The organism is Streptomyces sp. NRRL WC-3605 (assembly GCF_001509795.1).
Classification (GTDB): domain Bacteria; phylum Actinomycetota; class Actinomycetes; order Streptomycetales; family Streptomycetaceae; genus Streptomyces; species Streptomyces viridochromogenes.
Genome location: NZ_LLZN01000001.1, coordinates 162,079 through 186,798 on the forward strand (window position 1 = coordinate 162,079; position 24,720 = coordinate 186,798).

The following is a 24,720-nucleotide window of genomic DNA, read 5'->3' on the forward strand; positions in this document are numbered from 1 at the left end:
GCCTTCCGGTCAGGGAGTGTCGGTGCCCGCGCGGAAGATGCGGGCCCAGCGGTTGTAGAGCCAGCGGCCGACGCGTATGCGTTTGCCGGTGGCGTGGCAGCGGCGGCAGTCCTTGCCGCGCTTCAACCGGCCTTTGCGGTCGTGCTTGAGGGCGTGGCCCATGCCCCGGCATTTGCGGCAGTTGCCGAACGGCGAGGCGGCACACACGGCGACGTAACACAGCGTGGCACCGAGCATGAGGGTGATAGCGAGCAGGGCAAGGCTCATGAGGGGCCCTTCCAGGCGGTTTCCCGGGGTTTCCGCAGGTGGGCCGCTATCCGCTAGCGGCCTGATCAGATCGGGTTTGAGGCGCTAGCGAGGCCGCTAACGTTAGCGGGGTGTGCCGCTATCGCTAGCGGCCCCGGATGCTCAGCCCGCGTCCCGCTTTCCGTCACGCTCCGCAATCGCGGTGGTGATGTGGGAGCGGTCGATGCCGCGCCGGTTGACGACCTTGCCCTTGATCCGGCGGCCCACCTGGATCGTGGCCACGCCGTGGGGCTTGAGGGCGGCGGCCAGGCCCTCGGGGTCCCATCCGCCGTAGACGTCCTCGCGCAGTTCGGCGAGCCGGGCGGCGACGGTCTCGGACCACACCTTGGGCTCATCGGCCGGGACCACGGCGAGGATGTCGGCGAGCAGGTCGTAGGCCGGGCCGGTGACGGTCTCGGGGGCCTCCCCGAGTGCGTGGCCGGAGAGCAGTCCGGCTTTCTCCCGTGCCTTGCGGGCGCGGGCGGCGATGGCTTCGGCGCCGGGAGCGTCCACGAACACGCCGGAGACGATGCGGGCGTCCGAGCCCTCGCCCACGAAGTAGTGGATGCCCTTGTCACCCCAGGCGAACATGGTCGCCCGCACCCCGCGCTTGTAGGAGGACGTGCCGAGCACCATGTCGTTCTCGGTCTGGCCCATGACCTTCAGGCACCAGCGGGCCGCAGCGTTCGCGCTGATCCCGGTGGGCAGCGACTTGGCGTCCGGGCGCTGGGTGGCCAGCAGCAGCACGATCCCGGTAGCCGGTCCCCGCTTGACCAGGTCGGTGGCGATCTCCTCCAGTTCCTTGCCGTGCTCGGGGTGCTCGAACAGCACCTGGCACTCATCCACGCCGACCACGATGGGGTGCAGGCCCAGGGAGCGCTTGTCGGCAAGGGCGCTGGTCACCTTGGACTCGGGGCAGATGTCCCGGGGCAGGGACCGGATCACCTTGGTGCGGCGCCGCAGTTCCTCCCGCAGGGCGCGGAAGTCGGCGAGGACGTAGGCGATTTCCTCGTCGTCGTCACCGGCCGCGTGGCGGTGCGAGACGTTGTTGCCGACCGGGTCGAGGTCGCCGGTGCCCTTCATGTCGTAGGTGTGCAGCTCGGCGCGCGGGTCGAGGGCGGCGATGAGCAGCAGCAGCCTGAGCAGGAACGTCTTGCCCATGCGAGGGATGGCGCCGATGACTCCGGCGATGTACATCAGGGTGATGTCGACCCAGCGTCCGCGCTGGTCGGTGCCGTAGGCGACGGGCTTGAACAGGTCGACCGTGCCGGCCTTGGCCAGCGGCCAGACCGGCTTCTTCGCCTTGGTCAGGTCCTGGTCGCCGACCCACAGCACGAGGTGCCCGGTGTGCTCCTCGGCCACCGCTTCGGGCCACACGCAGCCCAGCGGGCGGCGCAGGCCGGACGCGAGCCGGTCGCGGCGCTCGATGACGTCGGTCACGGTCACGCCGTAGGGAAGGTTGCCCGACGCACGCCAGCCGGGGCCGTCGCGGGTGATGGGGGCGGTGAACTCGAACCCGTCCCGCCCCTTGGCCTGCGCCTGGTTGATGGCCGGGATGCCCAGCGCCCCCAGCGCCCGCAGCACGATGTCCGACGTGAGCTTGGTCGCCTTGGGCAGCTCCACCGCGCGGTGGATGACCGGGTCATCGGCCTTGCGGCCGGCGAACCCGAGCGCCATCACGACCGCGCTCACCGACACCGCCTGAAGCCAGTCGGGGGCGAGCACGTACATGGCAAGCGCGGCGCCCAGTCCGACGAACATGGCCAGCACCGTAACGAGGGTGCGCAGGCGCACGCGGCCGTCGCGCTGCCGGGACAGCTTCAGGTACTCGGCGGCGTCCTCGCGGCGCACGGCGGCGAGGCGGACCGGTTCGCCCTCGCGGTCGGCCACCCACCGCATCGTGCCGCCCACGAACTTCGCGGCCCCGGTCGGGGCTTGGAGGGTGAGGCGGGCGGCGTAGACCGGAGCCCGCAGTGCGTGGTAGCCGACCGAGTGCGCGTAGTGGCGGGCCACCCATCCGGTAGCGGTCTTGAGTTCGGCGAGCGAGCGCAGCCACTCGGGAACGACCGCCCGGCGGTGCGCTCCGGCGAGCCGACCGAGGTAGCCCGGACCGGTCGCCCTGGGGGTCGGCTGGTCGACCATCACGGGCGCGGTCGGGTCGGCCGACTCCGTGCCCGACCCATCGGGCTCCGAGTCGGGCGACTGGTCGGCGCCGGGGTCGGCGATCGGGTCGGTCGACTCGGTACGGGCCAGCCGTGCCTTGTCGAGGTCGACCACCTCGCCCCCGGAGTCGGGTCGGGAGGCGGCGGCCATCTCGGCTTCCAGCCGGTTGAAGAGTTCGCTGTCGTCGTCGGGGTGCTTCACTGAGAGTCCTTCCGAACAGGAGGGGTGACGGGGCCCGGACGCTGTCTTGGTCGGTTGTGACCGGGCCCCGTCGGCTACAGGTCGAACAGGCCGCACTGTGCTTCGGGCGCGGCGGGTAGGCGCTTCCTGGCGAGCCGCGCGGCGGCGGCGTGGCAATCGGTGCACCACGCGCGCAACTCGCCGACCGGGAGGCGGGCGGCGGCGACTTCGGTGGCGAGCGGGTCGGCGGACGCGGCCATGAGCCGCACCCGGTGCCCGTGCTTGCTGGTGTAGTGGTCGTGCTCGTGTGGGCACCTTCCGTCGCCCTTGGTGTGGGGGTTGCCGCACTCGCCGCCGCACTGGCAGCGGTAGCCGGCCACCTCCATCACCGTGCGGAACAGCGCGGCGCCGACGATGGGCTGTGACCTCATGCCGCCGCTCCCGCGCCCTCGGCGAGCGTGTGGACGGGGTGCAGGGCGCGGCCATCGGTCCGCTCGGCGAGCAGAGCGTCACGAACGGTGCGGGCGGGGCGGGCGCCGCAGTGCAGCGCCTTGCGCAGCGCCTCGGCGTTGATCCCGGCGTCCGGCCAGTCGGCCGTGATAGCGCGTGCCTCGGCGAGCAGTTCGGCCAGGGTGCGCTGCGACGCCGTCGTCTTGCCCTTCGCGGGCCGCTTGCGCGGCGCCTTGCGCGTCTCCGGCTTCTGCGGCTCCGGGGCCTGCTCCGGAGCCGGGGCGGTTGGCACGTCGACTCCGGCGGGGGTGAGTTCGCCCATGCGCAGCATGACGCGCTCACGCCGGGGCGTCTTCCACCGCCAGGCGATGACGCCGTAGCGCTCGTGCAGGTCCGCGCGGGACAGCAGCCGTTCCCGTTCCAATGCGAGCGCGCGGGTGTAGGAGGTGACCTCCCACAGCGTCATGCGCCGCCACAGCGCGAACGTCTGTGCCGGAGCGAGCAGCCAGCGAGAGAACCGGATCTTTTCCATGCGGCGGCCGATGGCGGCGCCGATGCGGACGGCGTAGACGTGGGCGCCGATCTCGGAGAACACCACCCACAGCAGCGGCATCGTGCCGTGTGCCACCTTCGCGGACAGCGAGTTGCCGGCCGCGATGTTCAGCCAGCACGTGACCAGGGTCAGCACCCAGGGTACGAACCGCACCCACGCCAACGCCATGTCCAGCCGGATCAACAGCAGGTTGGCCAGGGTGAACACGGGGATGGCGATGTCGATCGCGATGGGCAGCGTGTGCGGGTTGCTGAACCCCCACCGGGCTGCGGCCAGGGACACCGCGTCGAAGGAGGAATACAGGCCCAGGGCGCCGACCGCAGCGGCAGCGATCGCGCCGACTCCGGCAAGGCCCATCTCAGGGCGGGTCAGCGGCGGCACCGCCGGACGTTCGGCGACGGGCGTTGTCTCGGTGGTCACTCCGTCACCCCCTGGCGGCGGTTCTCGGCGCGGCTGCGCTGGTTCGGCTGCGTGCGCGGGCCGTCGACCCACGGGAAAGGGCGGATGCTGTCGGCGGCGGTGAAGACGCGGATGGCGGCGCCCGCCGGGGCGTCGAGCAGGGGGTAGACCCTGCCGCGTTCCAGCGAGGCCAGGAGGCGGGCGGCATGGTGCTCACAGCCGTCCGCTCCGGCGTTGTGGTCGTCCAGCACGGTCACGACGGCCGGGCCGTCGCACGGCGTTGGGTCCTCGGGGTGAGCGGAGGGGCAACGAGTGGTGTCCGTCATGCCGCACCACCCGTCACGTCGGCCGTGCGGTTGGCCAGCGTCCGCCGCTCAGCCAGCACCCGGCGGCGGGCACGGCGGATACGGCGGGTGTCCAGCGCGGTCGGGGTGCGGTCGATGGTGATGATCTGCGCGTCGAGCAGGTCGACGTCCGCCAAGATGAGCGGAAGTTCCCGCTCGATCGCGTTCAACTCGGCAGCCGTCGGCTCGCGGTCGAAGTCGTCGGCGGTAACAACCGCCTGAGCAGCACCGATGTGCTTCATGGGTCGTGGTTCCTCTCACGAAGGAACGGCCCGACAGCGGCTCCCGGGAGGCACCCCGGGGGCCGCGCGCCGCAGATGGGAATGGGATGACGCTGCACCTCAGGTGCAGCGGGAAGAGCGGCCATGAACGAGGGGCCGCAGTGCCCCGGACCGGGCTCGAACCGGTCGGGCTGCCGTACGGGGCACGCCGGTCTTCTCCGCCTTGTTTCCGACCCCTTCGGGCAGGCGGACCACGGGTTACCGGCAGTTCCCTGTGTGAAGTTCTCAAAGATCAAGCGCTTCCTTCGAGCCCGTTTCACGGAGCCCTCCGGGCGTTTATGCAGTACCTGTTTTACAGGTACTGCATGGGGGTTCGTCAAGTGCAGTGACGGAACCTCTGGGCTTTGCGCCGGGACTTCTTGGCGCACAATCAGAATCGCCCCAGGTCAGGGGAGTTCGTTACCCCCTACGTGGACAGCTCCCGATCAGCCCACTACCGTCAAGAGCTCCCTAGATGTCCCTCGAAGGGGTGCAGATGTCCAACGAGCGGTTGCGGTCTGCTCTGTTGGCCCGGGGCATGACCGTTCAGAGCCTCGCGGAAGAGATCAAGGTCAACGCAAAGACCGTGGAGCGCTGGATCACGCAGGGAAAGGTGCCGTACCGCCGTCACCAGTACGCAACGGCAGCGGTGCTCAAGGTGGACGTGACGACGCTGTGGGAGGACTCCCGAACTCAGGACTCCGCAACTGACCTGAGCAAGGCCGAGATCGTGACTGTCTACCCCCATCGGCACGTTGTGCCGTCAGACCTCTGGCGCGAGATGTGCGAGCGCGCAACGGAGTGCATCGACATCCTCGTGTACGCCGGGATCTACCTGGCGGAAGACCCGCTCTTCTTCTCGACTTTGAAGGAGAAGGCCGAAAGCGGTGTACGCATCCGTGTCCTCATGGGCGACCCAGAGTGCGAAGCCGTCACCCGGCGCGGAATCGACGAAGGGCATCGCATCATGGGCGGCAAGATCCGCAACGCGCTGCTTAACTACCGCCCGCTGTTCACCAGCCACCCTGAGATCACCTTCCGCCTGCACGACACGGTGCTCTACAACTCGATCTACCGCGCTGATGACGAGATGTTGGCCAACACGCACGTGTACGGCATCGGCGCCTATATGGCGCCGGTATTCCACCTGCGGCAACTCCCGGGGGGCGGTCTGTTCGACACCTTCGCCAATAGCGTTGATCAGACCTGGGAAGGCGCCAGGCTAGTAACCGAACACGACATCACGGGAGCTTGAGCATGGGACGCATCGACTACCTGCACGACCCCGACGCCCCGCCGGCCAACTCCGTTGTGCCATCCGTCGTCGCGTTCGTACAGAACGACGCTGGACAGGTGCTGATGATTCAGAGGTCCGACAACGGCCGTTGGGCGCTACCGGGCGGTGGGCACGACGTGGGGGAATCCATCAGTGACACCGTCGTGCGCGAAGTCTGGGAAGAGACTGGGATCAAGGCGGAAGTCGTCGACATGTCCGGGATCTACACCGACCCCGGTCACCGGATGCAGTACGACGACGGCGAGATCCGGCAGCAGTTCAGCATCTGTTTCCGCGCCCGCCCGGTCGGCGGTGAGGTGCGGACGAGCAACGAGACGACGCAGGTCCGCTGGGTCGACCCAGCGGACCTGCTGAAGCTCGACATTCACCCCACGATGCGGCTCCGGATTGAGCACGCGATGGACCGGACGCGCCCTGCCCCCTATATCGGCTGACGCTTCGCGGCGGCGACCTGGTCGAGGACGCGCGACGTGCACGCGAGGATCTCGGGTTCAGCGCGACGGATGAACGTCCCGATCAGGCTGTCAGGCCCGTACCGTCCGGCGATCTCGTTGACTCGGTCGACAGGGTTCGTAGGCGTACCGTCCGGCGTGGTGTTCATGTCGCAGTAGCAGAGCGCGTCATTGAGGTGCGCCGCTTCCCGCGGGAACTCCTTCTCCAGCTCCTCACGCAAACCGCGCGCTTCCGCCTCCATCCAGGCGCAGGAGTGGTGGGCCACGAGGTTCACGACTCGTGGCTCAGCATCCGCGGCGTCACGGAGGTACCGGGCACCGTCGAGAGGGTGGAACCCCGTCTTGGCAAGGTCCGGCGAGTAGCCGATGTCGTGTAGGACGGCCGCAGCCTCCAACAGCTCCGCATCCTGTCCGAGGACGGGCGCGATGGTCCGCGCCCGCTCGGCGACACCCAAGCAGTGTGCCCACCGTCGCGGCAGTGGCTCGGCGAGCAGGGACTCAGCGAGGGGATAAGCCCACTCTGTCAGCTCCGACAAGCTAGGAACGCTCCTCTCGATTCGGCACGGCTCGCACTGTCCGTACCCTGCCCTGTCCTGCACTCGCCAGCACGCCAGCGGCTTCCAGCTTGTCCAGTGCCTTCGTCACGGTGGGGCGGGAGACCCCGAACCTGCCCATCAGGTCCGACGCGCTCAGAAAGGTTGCGCCCACCTTGAACCCTTCGGTGGGGATGAGGTCAGCGATGCGCTCCTCCAACGGCCGTCGGTCGACCTGCTCACCCTCACGTACGACGCGCCACCGGCCGCCCCGCACCGGCTCGGCAACCCCGTCCTTCTCCAGCACCTTGAAGGCGCGAAGCACCACTCCGCGTGAGACGTCGTGATCCCGCATGAGGTCAGCGGCAGGCGGAAGGTGCGTCATCTGCGCATCCGACTCGATCTGAGCCTTCACCACTTCCGCGACCTGCAAGTACGTATCTCGCGGACTGGCCTGCGGCACGTGGCCTCCCCTTCATGGTTCCTTGGGCTTCTGCCCAATCGTGGCATGTCGGTTGGCAGTGTCCATAGGTCTCGCCTCAGACAGAGAAACCGCACCTGCCGTCCGACGGTGACGCTGCGGCCGTCGTTACGGCTCCGGACGCTCCCCATCCACGATCCGCGGAGAACTGGATGGGCTTAGGGCGAGTGCCGAGGACGTTCTACAACTCCGAACATCTTACTCAGCTTCAATTCTTCTCTCGCGACATTGAATTCAACCCTCGTTCGAACATTCTCCCTCGCGATCAGTGCGCGCATGGCGTCCCTCTCGCGATCCGTTAGCGTCTTCGAGGAGAGGGATATTTCGAATTTTGATCGTGTCCTCTCGGACTGGGAAAGTTCTAGTACTGCGAGATTCTCGGCTAGCTCGTCATTGCCGGTTTCGAGTATTTGCGTGCAGACTCGAATGCATTCGATGGACGATCTGACCTCTTCGAGTGTCCTATTTAGTCGATGATGTACGGCGAATGCCGTATCTCCAGCGCCAAGTGCAGCGTTGAGCAGCAGTGCGAATTCGGTAATTCCGGACGCGAACGAATTCTCCCGGAATCGATTATCTCGAAGCTGCCAGGGGGTTATGTGGAGCCCCAGGAGGAATTCGTAGAGTTTTGCTGCATCGCTAGGCTTCTTGAAGCGCAGGAAGGCGTACAGCACCGTTGAGGCGTCTCCGGTGCTACCGGCGGCACATAGGAGCCGCATGGCTTCCGTCACATCTTCGACGCTTCGGAGGGCTCCGAAGCGCGCGAGAGTTCTGTCGGCGAGGAGTGGGTGACCTTTTGCGAGGCGCAACTCGGCGACCAAGGCAGGAATGTTCGCTGGCGAAAAAGTTTCAGCTAGAGAGTCCTCGACCTGCTTAAGGAAGCGATGCCATTTCCTCTGGCTTATCTCCTTGAGTGCGAGGAGGACGGTCGCTGGTGGTTTGTCGGCACATGCTCTTACGAGTGGCTCTGCTGTGCCTCGGGAGCTGGCATCGCGTAGCGCCGCCTCGATAGATGCACTGGGGGTCTCTTCTTCCACCGTGTGTTCGGGTGTGAAAAGTGCGTCCAGCAGCAATGAGACCAGACGATTACTCTCTGCTTCGGGGTCTGGGCCATTTGTGGCGCGGCTGGCAAAGAACCGAACCAGACTGCTCAATTGCAGCGCGTTGGGCTGTTTCTTGCCGGAAAGTATGTCCGACACTAGATTTCTATTTAGCGTTGCAGGCAGATCCATCTTTTCGATACCGGAGCTAATTTCCCGAAGTCCCGGAGTGCCTGCTAGGTGGTAGAGCTTGTGCAAGTCGGACAGAACTTGACGCGCTGGACCGGGGGGAACTGCCTCTTCCGTTGGCATGCCCACGCCTTTAGATCCTCGTCGTCCCACAGTCCCTCATCCCCCGCTGACACGAAGTGGCACGGTCTGTCCCGAAGCGGTGAGGCTACTGGAACTTCGCGCGGCTGACCAGCAGCTTTGCTCCATCTCAAAGCGCTTGTGGCACTGACTCGCAACTCACTCTGCGGGGTCCCGCTCAATGGACTGAGCGGGCCGCCTGAGGCGACGCGCTGTTGTGCAGCCACACGCGGAAGTGAGGATGTGGGGATGAGTAAGAGGCGGAAGCCAACGAGTGGGCGGAAGATGCGTCGTCGGGATGTGCTCCTGGCGGCCATCGGCGGTCTTTGCTCAGGCCTGGTCCGTGGGGTCATCGATCTGTTGACGTAGACCGAGGGGTGCCAACTTGGGACTTGAGCCAGTCGTCGATTCCCCCAGCGGTCCCCCAGGGCGGCGAAGGTTGGGCGTAAGCGCTGATCAGCGCGGCTGAGGCTGGCCCGCTGTAAATCTGCCGGCTCAGCCTTCCCAGGTTCGAATCCTGGCGCCGCCACACGACCGAAAGGGTCTGTGATCAGCAGCAATGCTGATCACAGACCCTTTCGTCATTCTTGCGCCGAGCGGCCCGCGCCAGCCCGAGCGGGGCAGGCGTGGGGCACCGTTCCGGCTGCTGACCGCCGTCCCTGAGGGTGGCCTCGATCTGTGCGTCGGCGTCGGCGACCACAGCGGGCCATCAGGGATTGCCGGGGCCGGCCGTTGCCATGGCCTCGGTCACCGCCTGCCGCAGTGCGCGCTGCGTGATCCAGCTGTTCTTCCTGCCGATCAGGCAGGCCACGGCGCGGCCCACCCATTCCGGGTCACCGAGGAGGTGCGGCTTCCCCTCGTCGATGAGCCGCCGCAGCAGACCCTCCAGCCGGAGGGCGTCCACCGCCCGGTACGCGCGCGTGTGCTGGTCGAAGCGCAGCTGGTCGTCCTCGTACGGGTGGCGAAGGGTCATGTGCATCCAGCCTCCCTCACGCCCGGCAACCAGTCCTTTGGGCGTGTACATGCCCCGGTGATTCGTGTTCCAGGAGTGCTTGTCCCAGGTGAGCCAGATGCCGGTCATGATCCGTGACCACGGGATCAACCGTCCCTCGGAGTCCGGCTCGTGCTGGTGGAGACCGTCCGGGCGGAACTCCACCCAGTAGGTGCCAGGACGTGTGGCGTCTCCAACTGCCCAATGCCCGCTGACCAGTTCCAACGGCCCCAGGTGTGTACCGTCCGCCTCCACGCGGGGCATTGAATCACGCGTTCTGTGACCTGTTGCGCCCATGCCCGCCACTGCCTTCGGGCCGCGTACGGGCACACTGGCCCCATGGCCACGCCACGCAGACGCTGTCCCGAATGCCGTCGAGAGATCGCCGTCGTCGGCGGGCGGTTCGCTCGGCATGATCCCCCCGGTGCGCGGCAGAGCGGGGAACTCGTGTCGTGTCCGGGATCCCGGAGGCAGACACAACTCGGTGCCGCTCAGCCCGCCTTGGACGGGTACGTCGTGCCCGACTTCCCCGGGCAGTTGCCGTTGTTCTGAGCGGCACCGAAAAGGCGTGTCTCAGTTGCCCGCCACGGACTTCACGGCCACCGACAGGGGAGCGGAGCCGCTGATCAGTTCGAGCGTCAGGCCCGCGGTCGCCGGAGTGTCGAGCAACTCCGCCAGGACGGCGGCCACATCGTCCCGGGGGATCGGGCCGCGGCCGGTGCGGGCCTCCAGGCGGACCAGGCCCGTTCCGGCGTCGTTCGTCAGCATCCCGGGCCGCAGGATCGTCCAGTCCAGGGCCTTCTGGGAGCGGACGTACTCGTCGGCCGCGCCCTTGGCGCGCAGGTAGACGTCGAAGATCTCGTCGCCCTCGTGCGCCGGGTCGGCGCCCATCGAGGAGACGACCAGGAAGCGGCGTACGCCCGCCCGGACCGCCGCATCCGCGAAGAGCACTGCCGCGCCCTTGTCCACGGTGTCCTTGCGGTCGGACCCGCTGCCCGGGCCCGCGCCGGCCGCGAACACCGCCGCGTCGGCGCCCTGGAGACACGCCGCGACCTCCTCGACGGACGCCGACTCCAGGTCCAGCACCACGGGTTCGGCACCGGCCTCCCGCAGATCGTCGCTCTGTTCGGCCTTGCGGATGATTCCCGCGACCTCGTCACCGCGCGCGGAGAGCAACTGCTCCAGCCGCAGCGCGATCTGACCATGACCACCAGCGATGACAATGCGCATGCCTTCGACCGTACGCCCGGCCGACCTCATCCGCCGCACGACTCCGGCCTGTCACCCGCAACGGCGAAGCGTCATGAGGGGACCGTACGGGTCACGACAGCTCCCCGCGCCCCTGCCTCGGCAGCCCGAGTTCGGCCGTCGCGGCCGAGTCGCAGTACTCCCGTACGGCGCTCGTGCGGGCCACCACACGGCCGCGGTGCACCACGATCCGGCTGTACGCCAGGGACAGCGCCGACGCGAGGCGCTCGCCGCGCACCGCCAGCAGTTCGGCCGGGAAGCCCGCCTCCACGCGGACCTCCGGCAGGCCGAGCGCCGCTCGCGCCGACGCGCTGACGCAGTCGTACGCGTCCTCGGGGCGCAGCCCGTGGCGCGAGGCGAGCAGATAGGCGGCCTCGAACGGGTCCCCGCGGCCCACGGGGTTGGAGACGTCCTGCAGGGCGCCGCTGCCGGCGGCGACCCGGACCCCGGCGGCGCGCAGGAGCCGTACGGGCGCCGTGCCGCGGCGTTCCGCGCCCCCGCAGCCGCCCTGGGGAAGGCACACCACCGTGATTCCGGCCGCGGCGAGCTGGTCGGCGGTGCGGGCGGCCACGTCGGCGGGCAGGCGGCCCAGGCCCCCGCAGGGGCTCAGCGTGACTCCGGGCCGCAGGCCGCCCGCCATGGCGGCGAGACGGGACAGCCGTGCCGGGTCGGTGGCGTCGGTGTGCAGGTCGACGGGGCAGCCGTGCTCGGAGGCCACCTCCAGGACGGCCTCGACGTATCCGGTCGGGTCGGGGTCCAGGTCGGGGCAGCCGCCGACGACCGAGGCGCCCATCTTCAGCGCGTCCCGCAGCACGGCGAGCCCGTCCGCCCCCGCCACACCGGTCAGCAGCCGGGGCATCGCGACGGTCGTCAACTCCGTGAGCCCGCGCAGCGAACGCCGTGCCTGGAGGACGGCGGCGAGCGCGTTCAGCTCCTGGACGTCGCCCACGCGAACGTGGGCCCGCAGCGCGGTCGCGCCGTGGCCGAGCTGGAGCAGCGCGGCCTCGGTGGCCCGGCGCTGGACGTCCTCCGCGGCGTACGACACGGGTCCGTCCCGGTCGTCGGCGGAGAGGGCGGTGTCGGCGTGGGCGTGCGGTTCGGCCGGGGCCGGCAGGAGCAGGTATCCGCCCAGGTCCACACGGGACCCGCACGCGCGTGTGCCGTCCCCGGTCAGGCTCCCGGCCGTCCCCACCGCCTCGATGCGCCCGCCGCTCAGCCGCACGTCGACGGTGCGGCCGTCGGTGAGGTGTGCGCCGCACAACAGGAGGGAGCCCGGGTCGGCGGGTCCCGGCGAGGAGGACGAGGGGGGCGGCTGGGGCTGGCTGTCGGGCATCGCGCTCCAGGGGCTCGGGCTGCGCATCGGCGCTGCGGGACCCTGCCGGGGCACTGCGCCGGGCATGCAAGATCACGCAGAGTGAGTCGAGCCTAGGGTGGCCGTGCGGCCCTGGCGCGTAGGAGCGCAATAGTCGTACCGGCGTGGTCCGTCGTGGAGCGGGGTCGCGGCACGGTCCCAGGGCGGGCGTTCGGCCCGGTGTTCGGGTGTGGGCGGGGGCCGCGAAACGGATTTGGGCGAACGGCGGCAGACCGTGTAATGTCTTCATCGCTCGCCCCAATAGCTCAGTCGGCAGAGCGTCTCCATGGTAAGGAGAAGGTCAACGGTTCGATTCCGTTTTGGGGCTCTGGTGTGAAGAGTTCCCGCCGCAAGGCGGGGCCTCATCGCATCACAGCGGTGTAGCTCAGTCGGTAGAGCAAGCGGCTCATAATCGCTGTGTCACCGGTTCAAGTCCGGTCACCGCTACTGACAGTAGCCGATTGCGGGGTCGGTCCTTCGATCGGCTACTCTTTCTTGCGTTGAATCAGTCCATCCGTTCGTCTTAGGAGCACTCACGTGGCTGCCACCGACGTCCGCCCGAAGATCACGCTGGCCTGCGTGGAGTGCAAGGAGCGGAACTACATCACCAAGAAGAACCGGCGTAACAACCCGGACCGACTGGAGATGAAGAAGCACTGCCCGCGTTGCAACGCGCACACCGCGCACCGCGAAACGCGATAAATCAGGCTCGTACGTGAGGCCGTCCCCGATCGTGGGGGCGGCCTCACGTCGTTTCCGCCCCGGTTACCGGCTGGTTCCGGCCGGTCGGGCATCGGATCAGGACACACGCGGCAGCATCAGGACCCGCAACGCCGCGTCAGGACGCACGCAGCAGCATCAGGACTCGCACAGCCGCGTCAGACGCACGCAGCAGCATCCAGACGCACGCGGCCGCGTCGGCACATTCGCAGCAGACACCAGGAGGTTCCGGGCCATGGCGCTCGACCAGTCCTTCGTGGGGCGGAGCTACCCGCCCACCGAGCCCTACGAGGTGGGGCGGGAGAAGATCCGTGAGTTCGCGGTGGCGGTGGGGGACGCCAACCCGGTCTACACGGACCCGGAGGCCGCCAAGGCGCTCGGTCACCCCGATGTGATCGCCCCGCCGACCTTCGTCTTCGCCATCACCTTCGCGGCCGCCGGGCAGGTCGTCGCCGACCCGCAGCTGGGCCTGGACTACAGCCGGGTGGTGCACGGCGACCAGAAGTTCGCCTACACCCGCCCGGTGCGGGCCGGCGACCGGCTTACCGTGACCTCGACGATCGAGGCCGTCAAGACCATGGCGGGCAACGACATCCTGGACGTCCGCGGCGAGGTCCACGACGAGGCCGGCGAGCACGTCGTGACGGCCTGGACGAAGCTCGTGGCACGCGGAGCCGAGGAAGGGCAGGGCTGAGACCGATGACGGCGAAGATCGCGTATGACGATGTCGAGGTCGGCACCGAGCTGCCCGCCCAGAGTTTTCCCGTGACCCGCGCCACGCTGGTGCAGTACGCGGGCGCCTCGGGCGACTTCAACCCGATCCACTGGAACGAGAAGTTCGCCAAGGAGGTCGGGCTCCCGGACGTCATCGCGCACGGCATGTTCACCATGGCCGAGGCGATCCGGGTGGTCACCGACTGGACCGGCGACCCGGCGGCGGTCGTCGAGTACGGCGTCCGCTTCACCAAGCCCGTCATCGTCCCGAACGACGACAAGGGCGCCACGATCGAGGTCAGCGGCAAGGTCGCGGCCAAGCTCGACGACAACAAGGTCCGTGTGGACCTGACCGTGATGAGCGCCGGGCTGAAGGTGCTCGGCATGTCCCGGGCGGTCGTCCGGCTGGCGTGACGCACGCACGCGTGTGAGTGAGGGGCGTCCCGCCTGGTGGGGCGCCCCTTTCCCGTTCGTCCGCGCATGCCTGCAGAGACCCTTGACTTAGTTAGTGATTGAGTACTAACTTTGGAGCATGGTCAGGATGAGTGCGGAGGAAAGGCGCGAGAGCGTCGTGCGGGCGGCCATGGCCGAGTTCGCGCGGGGCGGCTACTACGGCACGTCCACCGAGTCGATCGCCAAGCGGGTCGGCGTCTCGCAGCCGTATCTCTTCCGGCTCTTCCCGGGCAAGCGGGCGATCTTCCTGGCCGCCGCCGAGCAGTGCGTGGAGGACATCCACCGGATGTTCGCCGAGGCCGCCGATGGCGTGGAGGGCGAGGAGGCCCTGCGTGCCATGGGTGAGGCCTATCACCGGATGGTCTCCGAGCGGCCCGAGCGGCTGATGATGCAGATGCAGATGTTCCTCGCCGTGGCCGCCGCCGAGCAGGAGGGCGACCATGAGTTCGGTGAGGCCGTGCGGGCCGGCTGGATGCGCCTGTGGGACACCGTGCATCTGCCACTGGGGGCGGACGTCCAGGAGACGACGACGTTCATGGCGTACGGAATGCTCATCAACTGCCTGGTGGCCATGGGCTTCCCTCCTGAGCATCGGGTCTGGGCGGGCATGGAGTCCGCCCGGAGGGGCGAGAGCGGGAACGGGTCGTAGGGGAGGGCGGCGGGGATCGCCGTGCTCTTTTGCGGCCGCAAAAGTTAGTGATCAATAACTATCAAGCGGAATCGCATACTCCTGGGGGAGCGATGTCACACCGGACCGATCACAACGCGGAGGCGATGAGCCCGCGCGGGGCCGTCTGGGCCCTGGTCATCACGAGCATCGCCGGATTCATGGCGGCACTCGACAACCTCGTCGTCACCACCGCGCTGCCCTCCATCCGGGCGGACCTGGGCGGCGGACTGCACGACCTGGAATGGACGGTCAGCGCCTACACGCTCACCTTCGCCGTCCTGCTGATGTTCGGCGCGGCGCTCGGGGACCGCTTCGGCCGCCGCCGGCTCTTCCTCGTCGGAATCACGATCTTCACCGCCGCGTCCGCCGGCGCGGCCCTGGCACCCGGCATCGACTCCCTGATCGCCGCCCGCGCGGTGCAGGGCGTCGGCGCCGCGATCATGATGCCGCTCACCCTCACCCTGCTCACGGCGGCCGTGCCCGCGGCCCGGCGCGGGATGGCGTTCGGTATCTGGGGCGCGGTCAACGGCCTCGCGGTCGCGTCCGGGCCGCTCATCGGCGGCAGCCTCACCGAGCACATCTCCTGGCAGTGGATCTTCTGGCTGAACGTCCCGCTGGGCATAGCCCTGCTGCCGCTCGCCCGGCTGCGCCTCGCCGAGTCGCACGGCACCGGCGCCCCGCTCGACATCCCCGGCACCCTGCTGGCCAGCGGTGGCCTCTTCGGCATCGTGTACGGGCTGGTGCGCGGCCCCTCCGACGGCTGGACCGGGCGCCTGGTCCTGACCGGCCTGTTCGCGGGCGGGGCGCTGCTCGCCGGGTTCGTCCTCCACAGCGCCCGGGCCCGCAACGCCATGCTGCCCATGCGACTGTTCCGCTCCCGTGCCTTCGCCGGGATCAACGCGGCCAGCCTGCTGATGTTCCTCGGGATGTTCGGGTCGATCTTCCTGCTCAGCCAGTACATGCAGGGCGTGCTCGGCTACTCGCCGACCGAGGCGGGTCTGCGGATGCTCCCCTGGACCGGCATGCCCATGCTGGTCGCGCCCGTCGCGGGCATCCTGGCGGACCGCATCGGAGGCCGGCCCGTGGTCGCCACAGGGCTGTTCCTCCAGGCCGCCGGTCTCGCCTACATGGCGTCCGTGGTCACCGTCGACGTCTCCTACGCCGCCCAGCTGCCCGGCCTGATCATCAGCGGGGTCGGCATGGCGCTGTTCTTCGCACCCGCGTCCCACCTGGTCATGTCCAGCGTCCGCCCCGCGGAACAGGGCATCGCGTCCGGTGCCAACAACGCCCTGCGCGAGGTCGGCGGCGCGCTCGGCATCGCGATCATGGGCTCGATCTTCGCGGCCCAGGGCGGCTACGAGACCGGCCAGACCTTCGTCGACGGGCTGCGGCCCGCCCTGGTCACCGGCGCCGCCGTGGTGGCACTCGCCGGTGCCGCCGCCCTGTTCGTCCCGGGCCGCCGGCACGCCGTCGAGGCCGCCGCCGACGAGGCCGGGAGCCTGCCGGAGCGCGAGCTCCAGCCGGCCTCCAGATGAGCTCGCCCCACCCCGCGTCCGTCCACCGAGAAAGAGAGGACCAGCTGTGCCCACGCTTCCCTGGACCACGCCGAACCCCGTTCCGCCCGGCACCGACGTGCACGTCTTCGCCTCCCGCTTCGAGACCCGCACCCTGTGGGGAGCGTTCGCCTTCTTCCTCCGCACGCCGGGCGTGTGGCGGCAGGTGAGCCGGGCGCCCGGGGCGTACGGCGCCACGCTGAAGGCCGAGGTGTTCAAGAAGACCTTCTGGACCCTGTCCGCCTGGGAGTCGCCGGCCGCGCTGAAGGACTTCGCCCGCTCCGGCCCGCACGCCCCGACCGCCCGGGGACTGTCCGGGCAGATGCGGGACGCGACGTTCGCGCGCTGGGAGGTGCCGGGCGACGCTCTCCCGCTGGACTGGACCGAGGCGCGGCGCCGGCTCACCTGACCGGCACGCGCGCGTGGAGCCCGTCACGGCCCCGGCATCCACAGGGGTGCCGGGGCCGTCGGCACCGTCTCGTAGTCTTGGGCGCGTGCAGGTACTCCACGACGCCCCCCTCGCCCCCCTCACCACCTTCCGGCTGGGCGGCCCGGCCACCCGCCTGGTCACCGCCACCACCGACGCCGAGGTGATCGACGTCGTGCGCGAGGCGGACGCCGCGGGGACCCCGCTGCTGGTCATCGGCGGCGGGTCGAACCTGGTCATCGGCGACAAGGGTTTCGACGGCACCGCCCTCGTCATCGCCACGCGGGGCGTCGAGCTCGACGGCACCACCCTGGAGCTGGCCGCGGGCGAGGTGTGGACCGACGCCGTCGCCCGCACCGTCGAGGCCGGGCTCGCCGGCGTCGAGTGCCTCGCCGGCATCCCCGGCAGCGCGGGCGCCACCCCGATCCAGAACGTGGGGGCGTACGGCCAGGAGGTCTCCGCGACCATCACCGAGGTGATCGCCTACGACCGCCGGGCCGGCGAGACCGTCACGCTGACGAACGAGGAGTGCGCCTTCTCGTACCGCCACAGCCGCTTCAAGTCCGATCCCGAGCGCTATGTCGTCCTGCGCGTCCGGTTCGAGCTGGAGGACGCGGACGGGCTCTCCGCGCCGGTCCGGTACGCCGAGACGGCCCGCGCCCTGGGCGTGGAGGTCGGCGACCGGGTGCCGCTGGCCGCCGCGCGGGAGACCGTCCTGAAGCTGCGCGCCGGGAAGGGCATGGTGCTCGACGCCGACGACCACGACACCTGGTCGGCCGGGTCGTTCTTCACCAACCCCATCCTGACCGACGAGCAGTTCGCGGCGTTCCGCGCGCGCGTGGACGAGCGTCTCGGCGAGGGCGTGGAGCCGCCCGCGTACCCGGCGGGGGAGGGGCACACCAAGACCTCCGCGGCCTGGCTCATCGACAAGGCCGGCTTCACCAAGGGCTACGGCAGCGGCCCGGCCCGTATCTCCACCAAGCACACCCTCGCCCTCACCAACCGGGGCGATGCGACCACCGAGGACCTGCTGGCGCTGGCCCGCGAGGTCGTCGCCGGGGTCCGCGAGGCGTTCGGGATCACGCTGGTCAACGAGCCGGTGACGGTCGGCGTCAGCCTCTAGAGGCGCTGCCCGCAAGGGCGTCAGTACGCCACCCCCACGCCCTGCTTCACCGTCCTCGCGTCCTGGGTCATCGCCAGCATCGCGTGCGCCACGTCCGCGCGGCCGATGAAGCGGCCCCGGGCCGGGGTACCGCCGATCACCGTGCGGTACCCGCCGCCGACCGGCTTGTCCTGGAGCCGGGGCGGCCGGACCGACGTCCACTCCACCGAGCTGCGGGCCAGTTCCGCCTCCATCTCCCGCAGGTCGTCGTAGACGCTCCTGAGGACCCGGGAGACCACGGCGTGCATCGTCCGGTCCAGCGGGCCGTCCTGCGGCGCGGCCGGCCCGAGCGGCGCCGCGCTCACCACCAGCAGCCGGCGCGTGCCCTCGGCCTCCATGGCCCGCAGCACCGTACGCGTCAGACGCGCGGTGACCCCGGCGTCCTTGCGGGTGCGGGCGCCGAGGCCGGACAGGACCGCGTCCCGGCCGGACACCGCGGGACGCACGGCCTCCGGGTCGGTCAGATCCGCGCGGAACACCTCCAGCCCCGCCCCCGTGACCGGCAGTCGTGCGGGATCCCGTACGACCGCCGTCACCTCGTGCCCGGCGGCGAGCGCCTGGCGGACGATCTCCTGACCGATGCCTCCGGTGGCACCGAACACCGTGAGCTTCATGGCTCTCCCCGATCTCGAGACGATTGGTGGGTAAGTGTTCACTCACCCCCGCTCCGTCTCTAGAGTGGGTAAGTACTCACCCACTCGTCAACCCCCGGTAAGGTCCGCTTCGTGGAATCCGTGCAGAAGCCCGCCCGCGTCCGCATCCTCGACGCCGCCCATGACCTGCTGCTCACCGTCGGTCTCGCCCGGGCCACCACCAAGGAGATCGCCAAGGCGGCCGGATGCTCCGAGGCCGCGCTCTACAAGTACTTCGAGAGCAAGGAGGAGCTGTTCGTCCGGGTCCTCGGCGAGCGGCTGCCCCGGCTGACCCCGCTGCTCGGCACCCTCACGGCCGAGCCCGGCACCGGCACCCTGGAGGACAACCTGGCCCGCATCGCCGAGCAGGCCGCCCTCTTCTACGAGCAGAGCTTCCCGATCGCCGCCTCCCTGTACGCCGAGCCCCAGCTCAAGCGGCGGCACGACGAGGCGCTGCGCAAGATCGGCGCCGGCCCGCACGTGCCCATCGAGGCCCTCGACGCCTATCTGCGTGCCGAGCAGGCCGTGGGCCGCGTCCACGCGGGGGCCGACACCTTCGCGGCCGCCTCCCTGCTCCTCGGCGCCTGCGCCCAGCGCGCGTTCGCCTACGACGCCGGCCCGGAGGACGCCCGCCCGCCCGCGGCCGCCTTCGCCGCCCGGCTCGCACGGACCCTGCTGGACGGAATCTCCGTTGCGGCGGACGCCGCCCGCCCATGACCCTGACGCCATGAGGCATCGCACATGCGGCTGAGGCTGACCGAGTTCCGGCCCCGGACAGGGCCGCACGTCCACCGCGTCGTCCAGCCGAGGACACCCCTGCGCCACACCTCGCTGACCGCCCCCGACCCCATCGGCCTGCTGCTCGGCGACCACGACGGCCTGAGCCGGCTGGCCGCCCTGTTCTCCTTCGCCTCCCGCTCCCCGCACACGATCGTCCACGTGCCCCTGCGCGACGGCGTCCCGCCCGACGAGGGCCACGGCGAGCGGATCGACCTCGTCCTGGCCCACCGCACCCTCGGCCTGCGCCCCAGCCACTGGCCCGGACTGCGCCGCGGTCTGCGCCAGGGCACCCCGCTGACCGTCCGCACCGACGAGGCGCGCACCGCACGGGACGCGCGCGCCTGGCAGGAGAGCCGGGACCGCGACGACCTACGGCACACCACCCACGCGCGCACGCTCTTCCTGTTCGGCGGCCGGGAGGTGTTCGCCGAGTCCGCCGAGGACTGCGCCTACGCGGCCGGCTTCGGGCCCCGCCAGAAACGCGTCGCCGAAGGGCACGTCGCGTTCATGACGGGGCTGCCGCTGGTCCAGCCGCCCGGCGGCGGGCACCCCTTCGAGGTGCTGGTCTGCTTCAAGCCGTATCCGCCCTACGCCCACTTCAGACGGCCGAGCCGACCAGCCAGTCGTCCACGTCCGCCAGCAGCTTCTTCTTCGTCTCCTCGGGCGCGGCCGAGGCCCGTACGGACTGACGGGCCAGCTCCGCCAGCTCCGCGTCGCTGAAGCCGTGGTGATGCCGGGCGATCTCGTACTGGGCGGCGAGCCGTGAACCGAAGAGCAGCGGGTCGTCGGCGCCCAGGGCCATCGGCACCCCCGCCTCGAACAGGGTGCGCAGCGGGACGTCCTCGGGCTTCTCGTACACACCGAGGGCGACGTTCGACGCCGGGCACACCTCGCAGGTCACGCCCCGGTCGGCGAGGCGCTTCAGCAGCCGAGGGTCCTCCGCCGCGCGCACCCCGTGGCCGATCCGGTGCGCGTCCAGGTCGTCCAGGCAGTCCCGGACCGAGGCGGGCCCGGTCAGTTCGCCGCCGTGCGGCGCCGACAGCAGGCCGCCCTCCCGCGCGATGTGGAAGGCGCGGTCGAAGTCACGGGCCATGCCCCGGCGCTCGTCGTTGGACAGGCCGAAGCCGACGACACCCCGGTCGGCGTAGCGCACGGCGAGCCGGGCCAGCGTGCGCGCGTCCAGCGGGTGCTTCATCCGGTTCGCGGCGACCAGGACGCGCATCCCCAGCCCCGTGTCCCGCGCCGCGGTGTCGACCGCGTCCAGGATGATCTCCAGCGCCGCGATCAGCCCGCCCAGCCGGGGCGCGTACGACGTCGGGTCGACCTGGATCTCCAGCCAGCCGGAGCCGTCCCGCAGGTCCTCCTCGGCGGCCTCCCTGACCAGGCGCTGGATGTCCTCCGGCTGCCGCAGGCACGAGCGCGCGGCGTCGTACAGGCGCTGGAAGCGGAACCAGCCCCGCTCGTCCGTGGCCCGCAGTTTGGGGGACTCACCTCTGGTCAGCGCGTCGGTCAGGACCTCGGGCAGACGCACCCCGTACTTGTCGGCCAGCTCCAGCAGGGTCGTCGGCCGCATCGAGCCGGTGAAGTGCAGGTGCAGATGGGCTTTCGGCAGCTCAGAGACATCACGTACACGCTCCATTCCCAGATCCTGCCGCACGCCCGAGCGGTCCCGGTAGCGGTTTCCCCTTTAGTGGTCTTGCTCGCACAAACAAATGAGGGCACCTCCGGAGATCCGGAGGTGCCCTCGGGCGGACGGGGGACGTCAGTCCTGGGCCTCCGCCAGCAGCTTCTGGATACGGCTCACGCCCTCGACGAGGTCCTCGTCGCCGAGCGCGTACGACAGGCGCAGATAGCCCGGCGTGCCGAACGCCTCACCCGGGACGACCGCGACCTCGGCCTCCTCCAGGATCAGCTCGGCCAGCTCGACGCTGCTCCGCGGGCGCTTGCCGCGGATCTCCTTGCCGAGCAGGGCCTTCACCGACGGGTACGCGTAGAAGGCGCCCTCGGGCTCGGGGCAGACCACGCCGTCGATCTCGTTGAGCATCCGCACGATCGTCCGGCGCCGGCGGTCGAACGCCTCGCGCATCTTCGCGACGGCCTCCAGATCGCCGGAGACGGCGGCGATGGCGGCGGCCTGTGCCACGTTGGAGACGTTGGACGTGGCGTGCGACTGGAGGTTGGTCGCGGCCTTGACGACGTCCTTCGGGCCGATGACCCAGCCGACCCGCCAGCCCGTCATGGCGTAGGTCTTGGCGACGCCGTTGACGACGACGCACTTGTCGCGCAGCTCGGGGAACAGGCCCGGCAGGGAGACCGCGGCGGCCTCGCCGTACACCAGGTGCTCGTAGATCTCGTCCGTGAGGACCCACAGGCCGTGCTCGAGGGCCCAGCGGCCGATCGCCTCGGTCTCGGCCTCGGTGTAGACGGCGCCGGTCGGGTTGGACGGCGACACGAAGAGGACGACCTTCGTCTTCTCGGTGCGGGCCGCCTCCAGCTGCTCCACGGAGACGCGGTAGCCGGTCGTCTCGTCGGCGACGACCTCCACGGGGACACCGCCCGCGAGCCGGATCGACTCCGGGTACGTCGTCCAGTACGGCGCCGGGACGATGACCTCGTCGCCCGGGTCGAGGATCGCGGCGAAGGCCTCGTAGATGGCCTGCTTGCCGCCGTTGGTGACGAGGATCTGCGAGACGTCAGGCTCGTAGCCGGAGTCGCGCAGCGTCTTCGCGGCGATCGCGGCCTTCAGCTCGGGAAGACCGCCGGCCGGGGTGTAACGGTGGTACTTCGGGTTCTTGCAGGCCTCTACGGCTGCCTCGACGATGTAGTCGGGGGTGGGGAAGTCGGGCTCACCGGCGCCGAAGCCGATCACCGGACGGCCGGCGGCCTTGAGGGCCTTGGCCTTGGCGTCCACGGCGAGGGTGGCGGACTCGGAGATCGCGCCGATTCGGGCGGAGACCCGGCGCTCGGTCGGAGGGGTTGCAGCGCTCATGGCCCCATCGTTTCAGACAGGAAACGCGCCCGGCACACGGGTTTCACGGACTGAACATCCACTGAACATCCGTCCGGATCCCGCCCTCGGCCAGCGCGATCTTGTGTCCGCCGACGGCCGCTCGTCCGGCGATCCTCCGGCGGCCACGTCCCCATCGGCCACTTTCTGTTCGACGGGGCGCCCGGGACCACGTACACTCTCACCTCGTTGGCCTTCAGCAGCCGCCGTCGCACGGTGCACAGCGAGCATCCGCGCGGATGCGGTACGTTGGGGGACACACAAAGGGTCGTAGCTCAATTGGTAGAGCACTGGTCTCCAAAACCAGCGGTTGGGGGTTCAAGTCCCTCCGGCCCTGCTACACACACCTTCGCCAGGATGTGTGCGCATGTACGTACAGCAATGCACCGCCGTGCGGCTCAAACCGGGCGCGGCACGGCCACGACCCGGAATCAGGTGAGGACGAGTGACGGACGCCGTGGGCTCCATCGACATGCCTGATGCCGAGGACGAGGCGCCGGAGAAGAAGACGCGTAAGGGCGGCAAGCGCGGCAAGAAGGGCCCGCTGAAGCGGCTCGCGCTGTTCTACCGCCAGATCGTCGCGGAACTCCGGAAGGTCGTCTGGCCGACGCGCAATCAGCTGACGACGTACACCACTGTGGTGATCATCTTCGTCGTCATCATGATCGGTCTCGTGACCGTGATTGACTATGGGCTCGACCACGCAGCCAAGTACGTCTTCGGCTGAGCACAGAGCGAAGGGCGCCGCGGGTTACCGGCGCCCCTTTCGCATGTTCCACCCCTATGTATCCAGGAAGAAGCAGCCACCGTGTCTGACCAGAACCTGAACGACGCCGTCGAGCCGGACCAGTCCGTGGACGACGAGCTCGACATCGTCGAGGGCGCGGACGAGGACCTGGACGAGGTCGAGGCTGCCGACGCCGAGGCGGGCGAGCCCGCCGAGGAAGCCGCGGTGACCGCCGAGGACGCTTCGGACGACTCCGAGGAAGCCTCCGCCGACGCCGAGGACGCGGACGAGGCGACCGAGGAGGAGGCCGAGCCCGTCGACCCCGTCGCCGCCCTCCGCGAGGAGCTCCGCACCCTGCCCGGCGAGTGGTACGTGATCCACACCTACGCCGGCTACGAGAACCGCGTGAAGACCAACCTGGAGCAGCGCGCCGTCTCGCTGAACGTCGAGGACTACATCTTCCAGGCCGAGGTGCCGCAGGAAGAGGTCGTCCAGATCAAGAACGGCGACCGCAAGACGATCAAGCAGAACAAGCTGCCGGGCTACGTCCTGGTCCGCATGGACCTGACGAACGAGTCCTGGGGCGTCGTCCGCAACACGCCCGGCGTCACCGGCTTCGTGGGCAACGCCTACGACCCGTACCCGCTGACCCTGGACGAGATCGTCAAGATGCTCGCCCCGGAGGCCGAGGAGAAGGCCGCCCGCGAGGCCGCCGAGGCCGAGGGCAAGCCGGCGCCGCAGCGCAAGGTCGAGGTGCAGGTGCTCGACTTCGAGGTCGGCGACTCGGTCACCGTCACCGACGGCCCGTTCGCCACGCTGCAGGCCACGATCAACGAGATCAACGCCGACTCGAAGAAGGTCAAGGGTCTCGTCGAGATCTTCGGCCGCGAGACGCCGGTCGAGCTGAGCTTCGACCAGATCCAGAAGAACTAGCTTCTTCAGGAAGAGCTTCCGAACAGGTCAGACCGGCTGTCCCGCAGCCTGTCTGACCTGCTCGGTTTCAGGCCGCGCATCTATACCCGTTATCGTTGTGCGGTATGCCTGCGTCCAGGAACGCCATCTGGGGGCAGGTAGGACCCGAAGAGAGGAACCGGAGAGCAATGCCTCCCAAGAAGAAGAAGGTCACGGGGCTCATCAAGCTCCAGATCCAGGCCGGTGCCGCGAACCCGGCCCCGCCGGTCGGCCCCGCGCTGGGTCAGCACGGCGTCAACATCATGGAGTTCTGCAAGGCCTACAACGCCGCGACCGAGTCGCAGCGTGGCTGGGTCATCCCGGTGGAGATCACGGTCTACGAGGACCGCTCCTTCACCTTCATCACCAAGACGCCCCCGGCCGCCAAGATGATCCTCAAGGCCGCGGGCATCGAGAAGGGCTCCGGCGAGCCGCACAAGACCAAGGTCGCCAAGATCACCGAGGCGCAGGTCCGCGAGATCGCCCAGACGAAGCTGCCCGACCTCAACGCCAACGACCTGGACGCCGCGTCGAAGATCATCGCCGGCACCGCGCGTTCCATGGGCGTCACGGTCGAGGGCTGACCTC

At 69.5% G+C, this 24,720-nt stretch carries 29 protein-coding genes, 4 tRNA genes and 1 pseudogene; 19 read left to right on the forward strand and 15 right to left on the reverse strand.

Features of this window, described 5'->3' with window-relative positions:
- Nucleotides 1-9: 9 nt before the first annotated feature.
- From ADL34_RS00795 to ADL34_RS00820, 6 genes are all read right to left on the reverse strand, one after another.
- A complete protein-coding gene (locus ADL34_RS00795; protein WP_062664101.1) occupies nt 10-267 on the reverse strand; it encodes a hypothetical protein in 258 nt (85 codons plus the stop codon).
- A gap of 141 nt (nt 268-408) precedes the next feature.
- Complete coding sequence (locus ADL34_RS00800; protein WP_199835503.1) at nt 409-2,649, reverse strand: cell division protein FtsK; 2,241 nt, start codon at nt 2,647-2,649, stop codon at nt 409-411.
- A 74-nt stretch (nt 2,650-2,723) separates the two neighbouring features.
- Nucleotides 2,724-3,059 (reverse strand): hypothetical protein, encoded by a 336-nt coding sequence (locus ADL34_RS00805; RefSeq protein WP_062664099.1) that lies wholly within the window; start codon nt 3,057-3,059, stop codon nt 2,724-2,726.
- A complete protein-coding gene (locus ADL34_RS00810; protein ID WP_420714238.1) occupies nt 3,056-4,051 on the reverse strand; it encodes a DUF2637 domain-containing protein in 996 nt (331 codons plus the stop codon). The genes ADL34_RS00805 and ADL34_RS00810 overlap by 4 nt, the downstream gene beginning before the upstream one ends.
- A complete protein-coding gene (locus ADL34_RS00815) occupies nt 4,048-4,356 on the reverse strand; it encodes a hypothetical protein (RefSeq protein WP_062664097.1) in 309 nt (102 codons plus the stop codon). Before ADL34_RS00815 ends, ADL34_RS00810 begins: the two co-directional genes overlap by 4 nt.
- Nucleotides 4,353-4,616, reverse strand: a complete 264-nt coding sequence (locus tag ADL34_RS00820) for a DUF6284 family protein (protein ID WP_062664095.1) — start codon at nt 4,614-4,616, stop codon at nt 4,353-4,355. Before ADL34_RS00820 ends, ADL34_RS00815 begins: the two co-directional genes overlap by 4 nt.
- 514 nt (nt 4,617-5,130) lie before the next feature.
- On the opposite strand from ADL34_RS00820, the gene ADL34_RS00825 reads away from it, so the two are divergent.
- Nucleotides 5,131-5,889 carry a helix-turn-helix domain-containing protein gene (locus ADL34_RS00825; RefSeq protein WP_062664422.1) on the forward strand — a complete coding sequence of 253 codons (759 nt, stop codon included), beginning with the start codon at nt 5,131-5,133 and terminating at the stop codon, nt 5,887-5,889.
- Between the two features lie 2 nt (nt 5,890-5,891).
- Nucleotides 5,892-6,365, forward strand: a complete 474-nt coding sequence (locus ADL34_RS00830) for an NUDIX domain-containing protein (protein ID WP_062664092.1) — start codon at nt 5,892-5,894, stop codon at nt 6,363-6,365.
- Here ADL34_RS00830 and ADL34_RS00835 read toward each other — a convergent pair.
- From ADL34_RS00835 to ADL34_RS35975, 3 genes are all read right to left on the reverse strand, one after another.
- Complete coding sequence (locus ADL34_RS00835) at nt 6,353-6,919, reverse strand: HD domain-containing protein (RefSeq protein ID WP_107115550.1); 567 nt, start codon at nt 6,917-6,919, stop codon at nt 6,353-6,355. The genes ADL34_RS00830 and ADL34_RS00835 overlap by 13 nt on opposite strands.
- A 1-nt stretch (nt 6,920) precedes the next feature.
- Nucleotides 6,921-7,379, reverse strand: a complete 459-nt coding sequence (locus ADL34_RS00840) for a GntR family transcriptional regulator (protein ID WP_062664090.1) — start codon at nt 7,377-7,379, stop codon at nt 6,921-6,923.
- 176 nt (nt 7,380-7,555) lie between these two features.
- Entirely contained in the window at nt 7,556-8,695 is a 1,140-nt protein-coding gene (locus tag ADL34_RS35975) for a hypothetical protein (RefSeq protein WP_159038880.1), read from the reverse strand.
- Between the two features lie 479 nt (nt 8,696-9,174).
- Here ADL34_RS35975 and ADL34_RS35980 point away from each other — a divergent pair.
- Nucleotides 9,175-9,275, forward strand: a tRNA-OTHER gene (locus tag ADL34_RS35980).
- Nucleotides 9,276-9,455: 180 nt separating this feature from the next.
- Here the strand turns inward: ADL34_RS35980 and ADL34_RS00845 are convergent.
- A complete protein-coding gene (locus ADL34_RS00845; RefSeq protein ID WP_062664088.1) occupies nt 9,456-10,001 on the reverse strand; it encodes a hypothetical protein in 546 nt (181 codons plus the stop codon).
- 75 nt (nt 10,002-10,076) lie between these two features.
- Between ADL34_RS00845 and ADL34_RS36510 the strand changes: the two genes are divergently transcribed.
- A complete protein-coding gene (locus ADL34_RS36510) occupies nt 10,077-10,289 on the forward strand; it encodes a hypothetical protein (protein ID WP_079033677.1) in 213 nt (70 codons plus the stop codon).
- 21 nt (nt 10,290-10,310) lie between these two features.
- On the opposite strand, the gene ADL34_RS00850 is transcribed toward ADL34_RS36510, so the two are convergent.
- Together ADL34_RS00850 and ADL34_RS00855 are read right to left on the reverse strand one after the other, a co-directional pair.
- Nucleotides 10,311-10,967 (reverse strand): SDR family oxidoreductase, encoded by a 657-nt coding sequence (locus ADL34_RS00850; RefSeq protein WP_062664086.1) that lies wholly within the window; start codon nt 10,965-10,967, stop codon nt 10,311-10,313.
- 91 nt (nt 10,968-11,058) lie between these two features.
- A complete protein-coding gene (locus ADL34_RS00855; RefSeq protein ID WP_062664084.1) occupies nt 11,059-12,318 on the reverse strand; it encodes an amidohydrolase family protein in 1,260 nt (419 codons plus the stop codon).
- A gap of 273 nt (nt 12,319-12,591) precedes the next feature.
- On the opposite strand from ADL34_RS00855, the gene ADL34_RS00860 reads away from it, so the two are divergent.
- The 9 genes from ADL34_RS00860 (at nt 12,592) to ADL34_RS00900 (ending at nt 17,996) form a co-directional block, all read left to right on the forward strand.
- Nucleotides 12,592-12,664: transfer RNA gene (locus tag ADL34_RS00860), tRNA-Thr, on the forward strand.
- A gap of 46 nt (nt 12,665-12,710) precedes the next feature.
- Nucleotides 12,711-12,783: transfer RNA gene (locus tag ADL34_RS00865), tRNA-Met, on the forward strand.
- Between the two features lie 90 nt (nt 12,784-12,873).
- On the forward strand, nt 12,874-13,038 hold the full coding sequence (gene rpmG / locus ADL34_RS00870) for a 50S ribosomal protein L33 (protein ID WP_003948671.1): 165 nt from the start codon (nt 12,874-12,876) through the stop codon (nt 13,036-13,038).
- 253 nt (nt 13,039-13,291) lie between these two features.
- Nucleotides 13,292-13,750 (forward strand): MaoC family dehydratase N-terminal domain-containing protein, encoded by a 459-nt coding sequence (locus tag ADL34_RS00875; protein ID WP_062664082.1) that lies wholly within the window; start codon nt 13,292-13,294, stop codon nt 13,748-13,750.
- Between the two features lie 5 nt (nt 13,751-13,755).
- Nucleotides 13,756-14,184, forward strand: coding sequence for a MaoC family dehydratase (locus ADL34_RS00880; protein WP_062664080.1), 429 nt, complete (start codon nt 13,756-13,758; stop codon nt 14,182-14,184).
- 118 nt (nt 14,185-14,302) lie between these two features.
- Nucleotides 14,303-14,872 (forward strand): TetR/AcrR family transcriptional regulator, encoded by a 570-nt coding sequence (locus ADL34_RS00885; protein ID WP_199835504.1) that lies wholly within the window; start codon nt 14,303-14,305, stop codon nt 14,870-14,872.
- 92 nt (nt 14,873-14,964) lie between these two features.
- A complete protein-coding gene (locus ADL34_RS00890; RefSeq protein WP_062664078.1) occupies nt 14,965-16,428 on the forward strand; it encodes an MFS transporter in 1,464 nt (487 codons plus the stop codon).
- 46 nt (nt 16,429-16,474) lie between these two features.
- Nucleotides 16,475-16,855, forward strand: coding sequence for a DUF3291 domain-containing protein (locus ADL34_RS00895; protein ID WP_062664076.1), 381 nt, complete (start codon nt 16,475-16,477; stop codon nt 16,853-16,855).
- An 85-nt stretch (nt 16,856-16,940) separates the two neighbouring features.
- Nucleotides 16,941-17,996: a UDP-N-acetylmuramate dehydrogenase gene (locus ADL34_RS00900; RefSeq protein ID WP_062664074.1), complete on the forward strand. Its 1,056-nt coding sequence runs from the start codon at nt 16,941-16,943 to the stop codon at nt 17,994-17,996.
- A gap of 20 nt (nt 17,997-18,016) precedes the next feature.
- Here ADL34_RS00900 and ADL34_RS00905 read toward each other — a convergent pair whose 3' ends face one another.
- Entirely contained in the window at nt 18,017-18,649 is a 633-nt protein-coding gene (locus ADL34_RS00905; protein WP_062664072.1) for an NAD(P)-dependent oxidoreductase, read from the reverse strand.
- Nucleotides 18,650-18,760: 111 nt separating this feature from the next.
- Between ADL34_RS00905 and ADL34_RS00910 the strand changes: the two genes are divergently transcribed.
- Together ADL34_RS00910 and ADL34_RS34455 are read left to right on the forward strand one after the other, a co-directional pair.
- The gene (locus ADL34_RS00910; protein WP_062664070.1) at nt 18,761-19,384 is read left to right on the forward strand and encodes a TetR/AcrR family transcriptional regulator; all 624 of its coding nucleotides are present in this window, start codon (nt 18,761-18,763) and stop codon (nt 19,382-19,384) included.
- 24 nt (nt 19,385-19,408) lie between these two features.
- Nucleotides 19,409-20,062 (forward strand): annotated as a pseudogene (locus tag ADL34_RS34455) (hypothetical protein); the annotation flags it as partial.
- Here the strand turns inward: ADL34_RS34455 and ADL34_RS00915 are convergent.
- Entirely contained in the window at nt 20,046-21,086 is a 1,041-nt protein-coding gene (locus ADL34_RS00915) for an adenosine deaminase (protein WP_062664068.1), read from the reverse strand. The pseudogene ADL34_RS34455 and the gene ADL34_RS00915 sit on opposite strands and share 17 nt — an antisense overlap.
- Nucleotides 21,087-21,209: 123 nt before the next feature.
- Nucleotides 21,210-22,436 (reverse strand): pyridoxal phosphate-dependent aminotransferase, encoded by a 1,227-nt coding sequence (locus ADL34_RS00920; protein WP_062664066.1) that lies wholly within the window; start codon nt 22,434-22,436, stop codon nt 21,210-21,212.
- A 282-nt stretch (nt 22,437-22,718) separates the two neighbouring features.
- Between ADL34_RS00920 and ADL34_RS00925 the strand changes: the two genes are divergently transcribed.
- From ADL34_RS00925 to rplK, 4 genes are all read left to right on the forward strand, one after another.
- A tRNA-Trp gene (locus ADL34_RS00925) sits at nt 22,719-22,791 on the forward strand.
- 108 nt (nt 22,792-22,899) lie between these two features.
- Entirely contained in the window at nt 22,900-23,181 is a 282-nt protein-coding gene (secE, locus tag ADL34_RS00930; RefSeq protein ID WP_062664063.1) for a preprotein translocase subunit SecE, read from the forward strand.
- Nucleotides 23,182-23,262: 81 nt separating this feature from the next.
- Nucleotides 23,263-24,114 (forward strand): transcription termination/antitermination protein NusG, encoded by an 852-nt coding sequence (gene nusG, locus ADL34_RS00935; RefSeq protein WP_062664062.1) that lies wholly within the window; start codon nt 23,263-23,265, stop codon nt 24,112-24,114.
- Nucleotides 24,115-24,281: 167 nt separating this feature from the next.
- Nucleotides 24,282-24,716, forward strand: a complete 435-nt coding sequence (gene rplK / locus ADL34_RS00940) for a 50S ribosomal protein L11 (RefSeq protein ID WP_055622551.1) — start codon at nt 24,282-24,284, stop codon at nt 24,714-24,716.
- Nucleotides 24,717-24,720: the final 4 nt, after the last annotated feature.

Coding starts and splice junctions, on each gene's coding strand:
- ADL34_RS00830 (WP_062664092.1), top strand. CDS start 5,892: ATGGGACGCATCGACTACCTGCACGACCCCGACGCCCCGCCGGCCAAC.
- ADL34_RS00805 (WP_062664099.1), bottom strand. CDS start 3,059: ATGAGGTCACAGCCCATCGTCGGCGCCGCGCTGTTCCGCACGGTGATG.
- ADL34_RS00845 (WP_062664088.1), bottom strand. CDS start 10,001: ATGCCCCGCGTGGAGGCGGACGGTACACACCTGGGGCCGTTGGAACTG.
- ADL34_RS00825 (WP_062664422.1), top strand. CDS start 5,131: ATGTCCAACGAGCGGTTGCGGTCTGCTCTGTTGGCCCGGGGCATGACC.
- ADL34_RS00820 (WP_062664095.1), bottom strand. CDS start 4,616: ATGAAGCACATCGGTGCTGCTCAGGCGGTTGTTACCGCCGACGACTTC.
- ADL34_RS00890 (WP_062664078.1), top strand. CDS start 14,965: ATGTCACACCGGACCGATCACAACGCGGAGGCGATGAGCCCGCGCGGG.
- ADL34_RS00815 (WP_062664097.1), bottom strand. CDS start 4,356: ATGACGGACACCACTCGTTGCCCCTCCGCTCACCCCGAGGACCCAACG.
- ADL34_RS00875 (WP_062664082.1), top strand. CDS start 13,292: ATGGCGCTCGACCAGTCCTTCGTGGGGCGGAGCTACCCGCCCACCGAG.
- ADL34_RS00885 (WP_199835504.1), top strand. CDS start 14,303: ATGGTCAGGATGAGTGCGGAGGAAAGGCGCGAGAGCGTCGTGCGGGCG.
- ADL34_RS00880 (WP_062664080.1), top strand. CDS start 13,756: ATGACGGCGAAGATCGCGTATGACGATGTCGAGGTCGGCACCGAGCTG.
- ADL34_RS00905 (WP_062664072.1), bottom strand. CDS start 18,649: ATGAAGCTCACGGTGTTCGGTGCCACCGGAGGCATCGGTCAGGAGATC.
- ADL34_RS00795 (WP_062664101.1), bottom strand. CDS start 267: ATGAGCCTTGCCCTGCTCGCTATCACCCTCATGCTCGGTGCCACGCTG.
- ADL34_RS36510 (WP_079033677.1), top strand. CDS start 10,077: ATGGCCACGCCACGCAGACGCTGTCCCGAATGCCGTCGAGAGATCGCC.
- rplK (WP_055622551.1), top strand. CDS start 24,282: ATGCCTCCCAAGAAGAAGAAGGTCACGGGGCTCATCAAGCTCCAGATC.
- ADL34_RS00855 (WP_062664084.1), bottom strand. CDS start 12,318: ATGCCCGACAGCCAGCCCCAGCCGCCCCCCTCGTCCTCCTCGCCGGGA.
- ADL34_RS00915 (WP_062664068.1), bottom strand. CDS start 21,086: ATGGAGCGTGTACGTGATGTCTCTGAGCTGCCGAAAGCCCATCTGCAC.
- ADL34_RS00850 (WP_062664086.1), bottom strand. CDS start 10,967: ATGCGCATTGTCATCGCTGGTGGTCATGGTCAGATCGCGCTGCGGCTG.
- ADL34_RS00920 (WP_062664066.1), bottom strand. CDS start 22,436: ATGAGCGCTGCAACCCCTCCGACCGAGCGCCGGGTCTCCGCCCGAATC.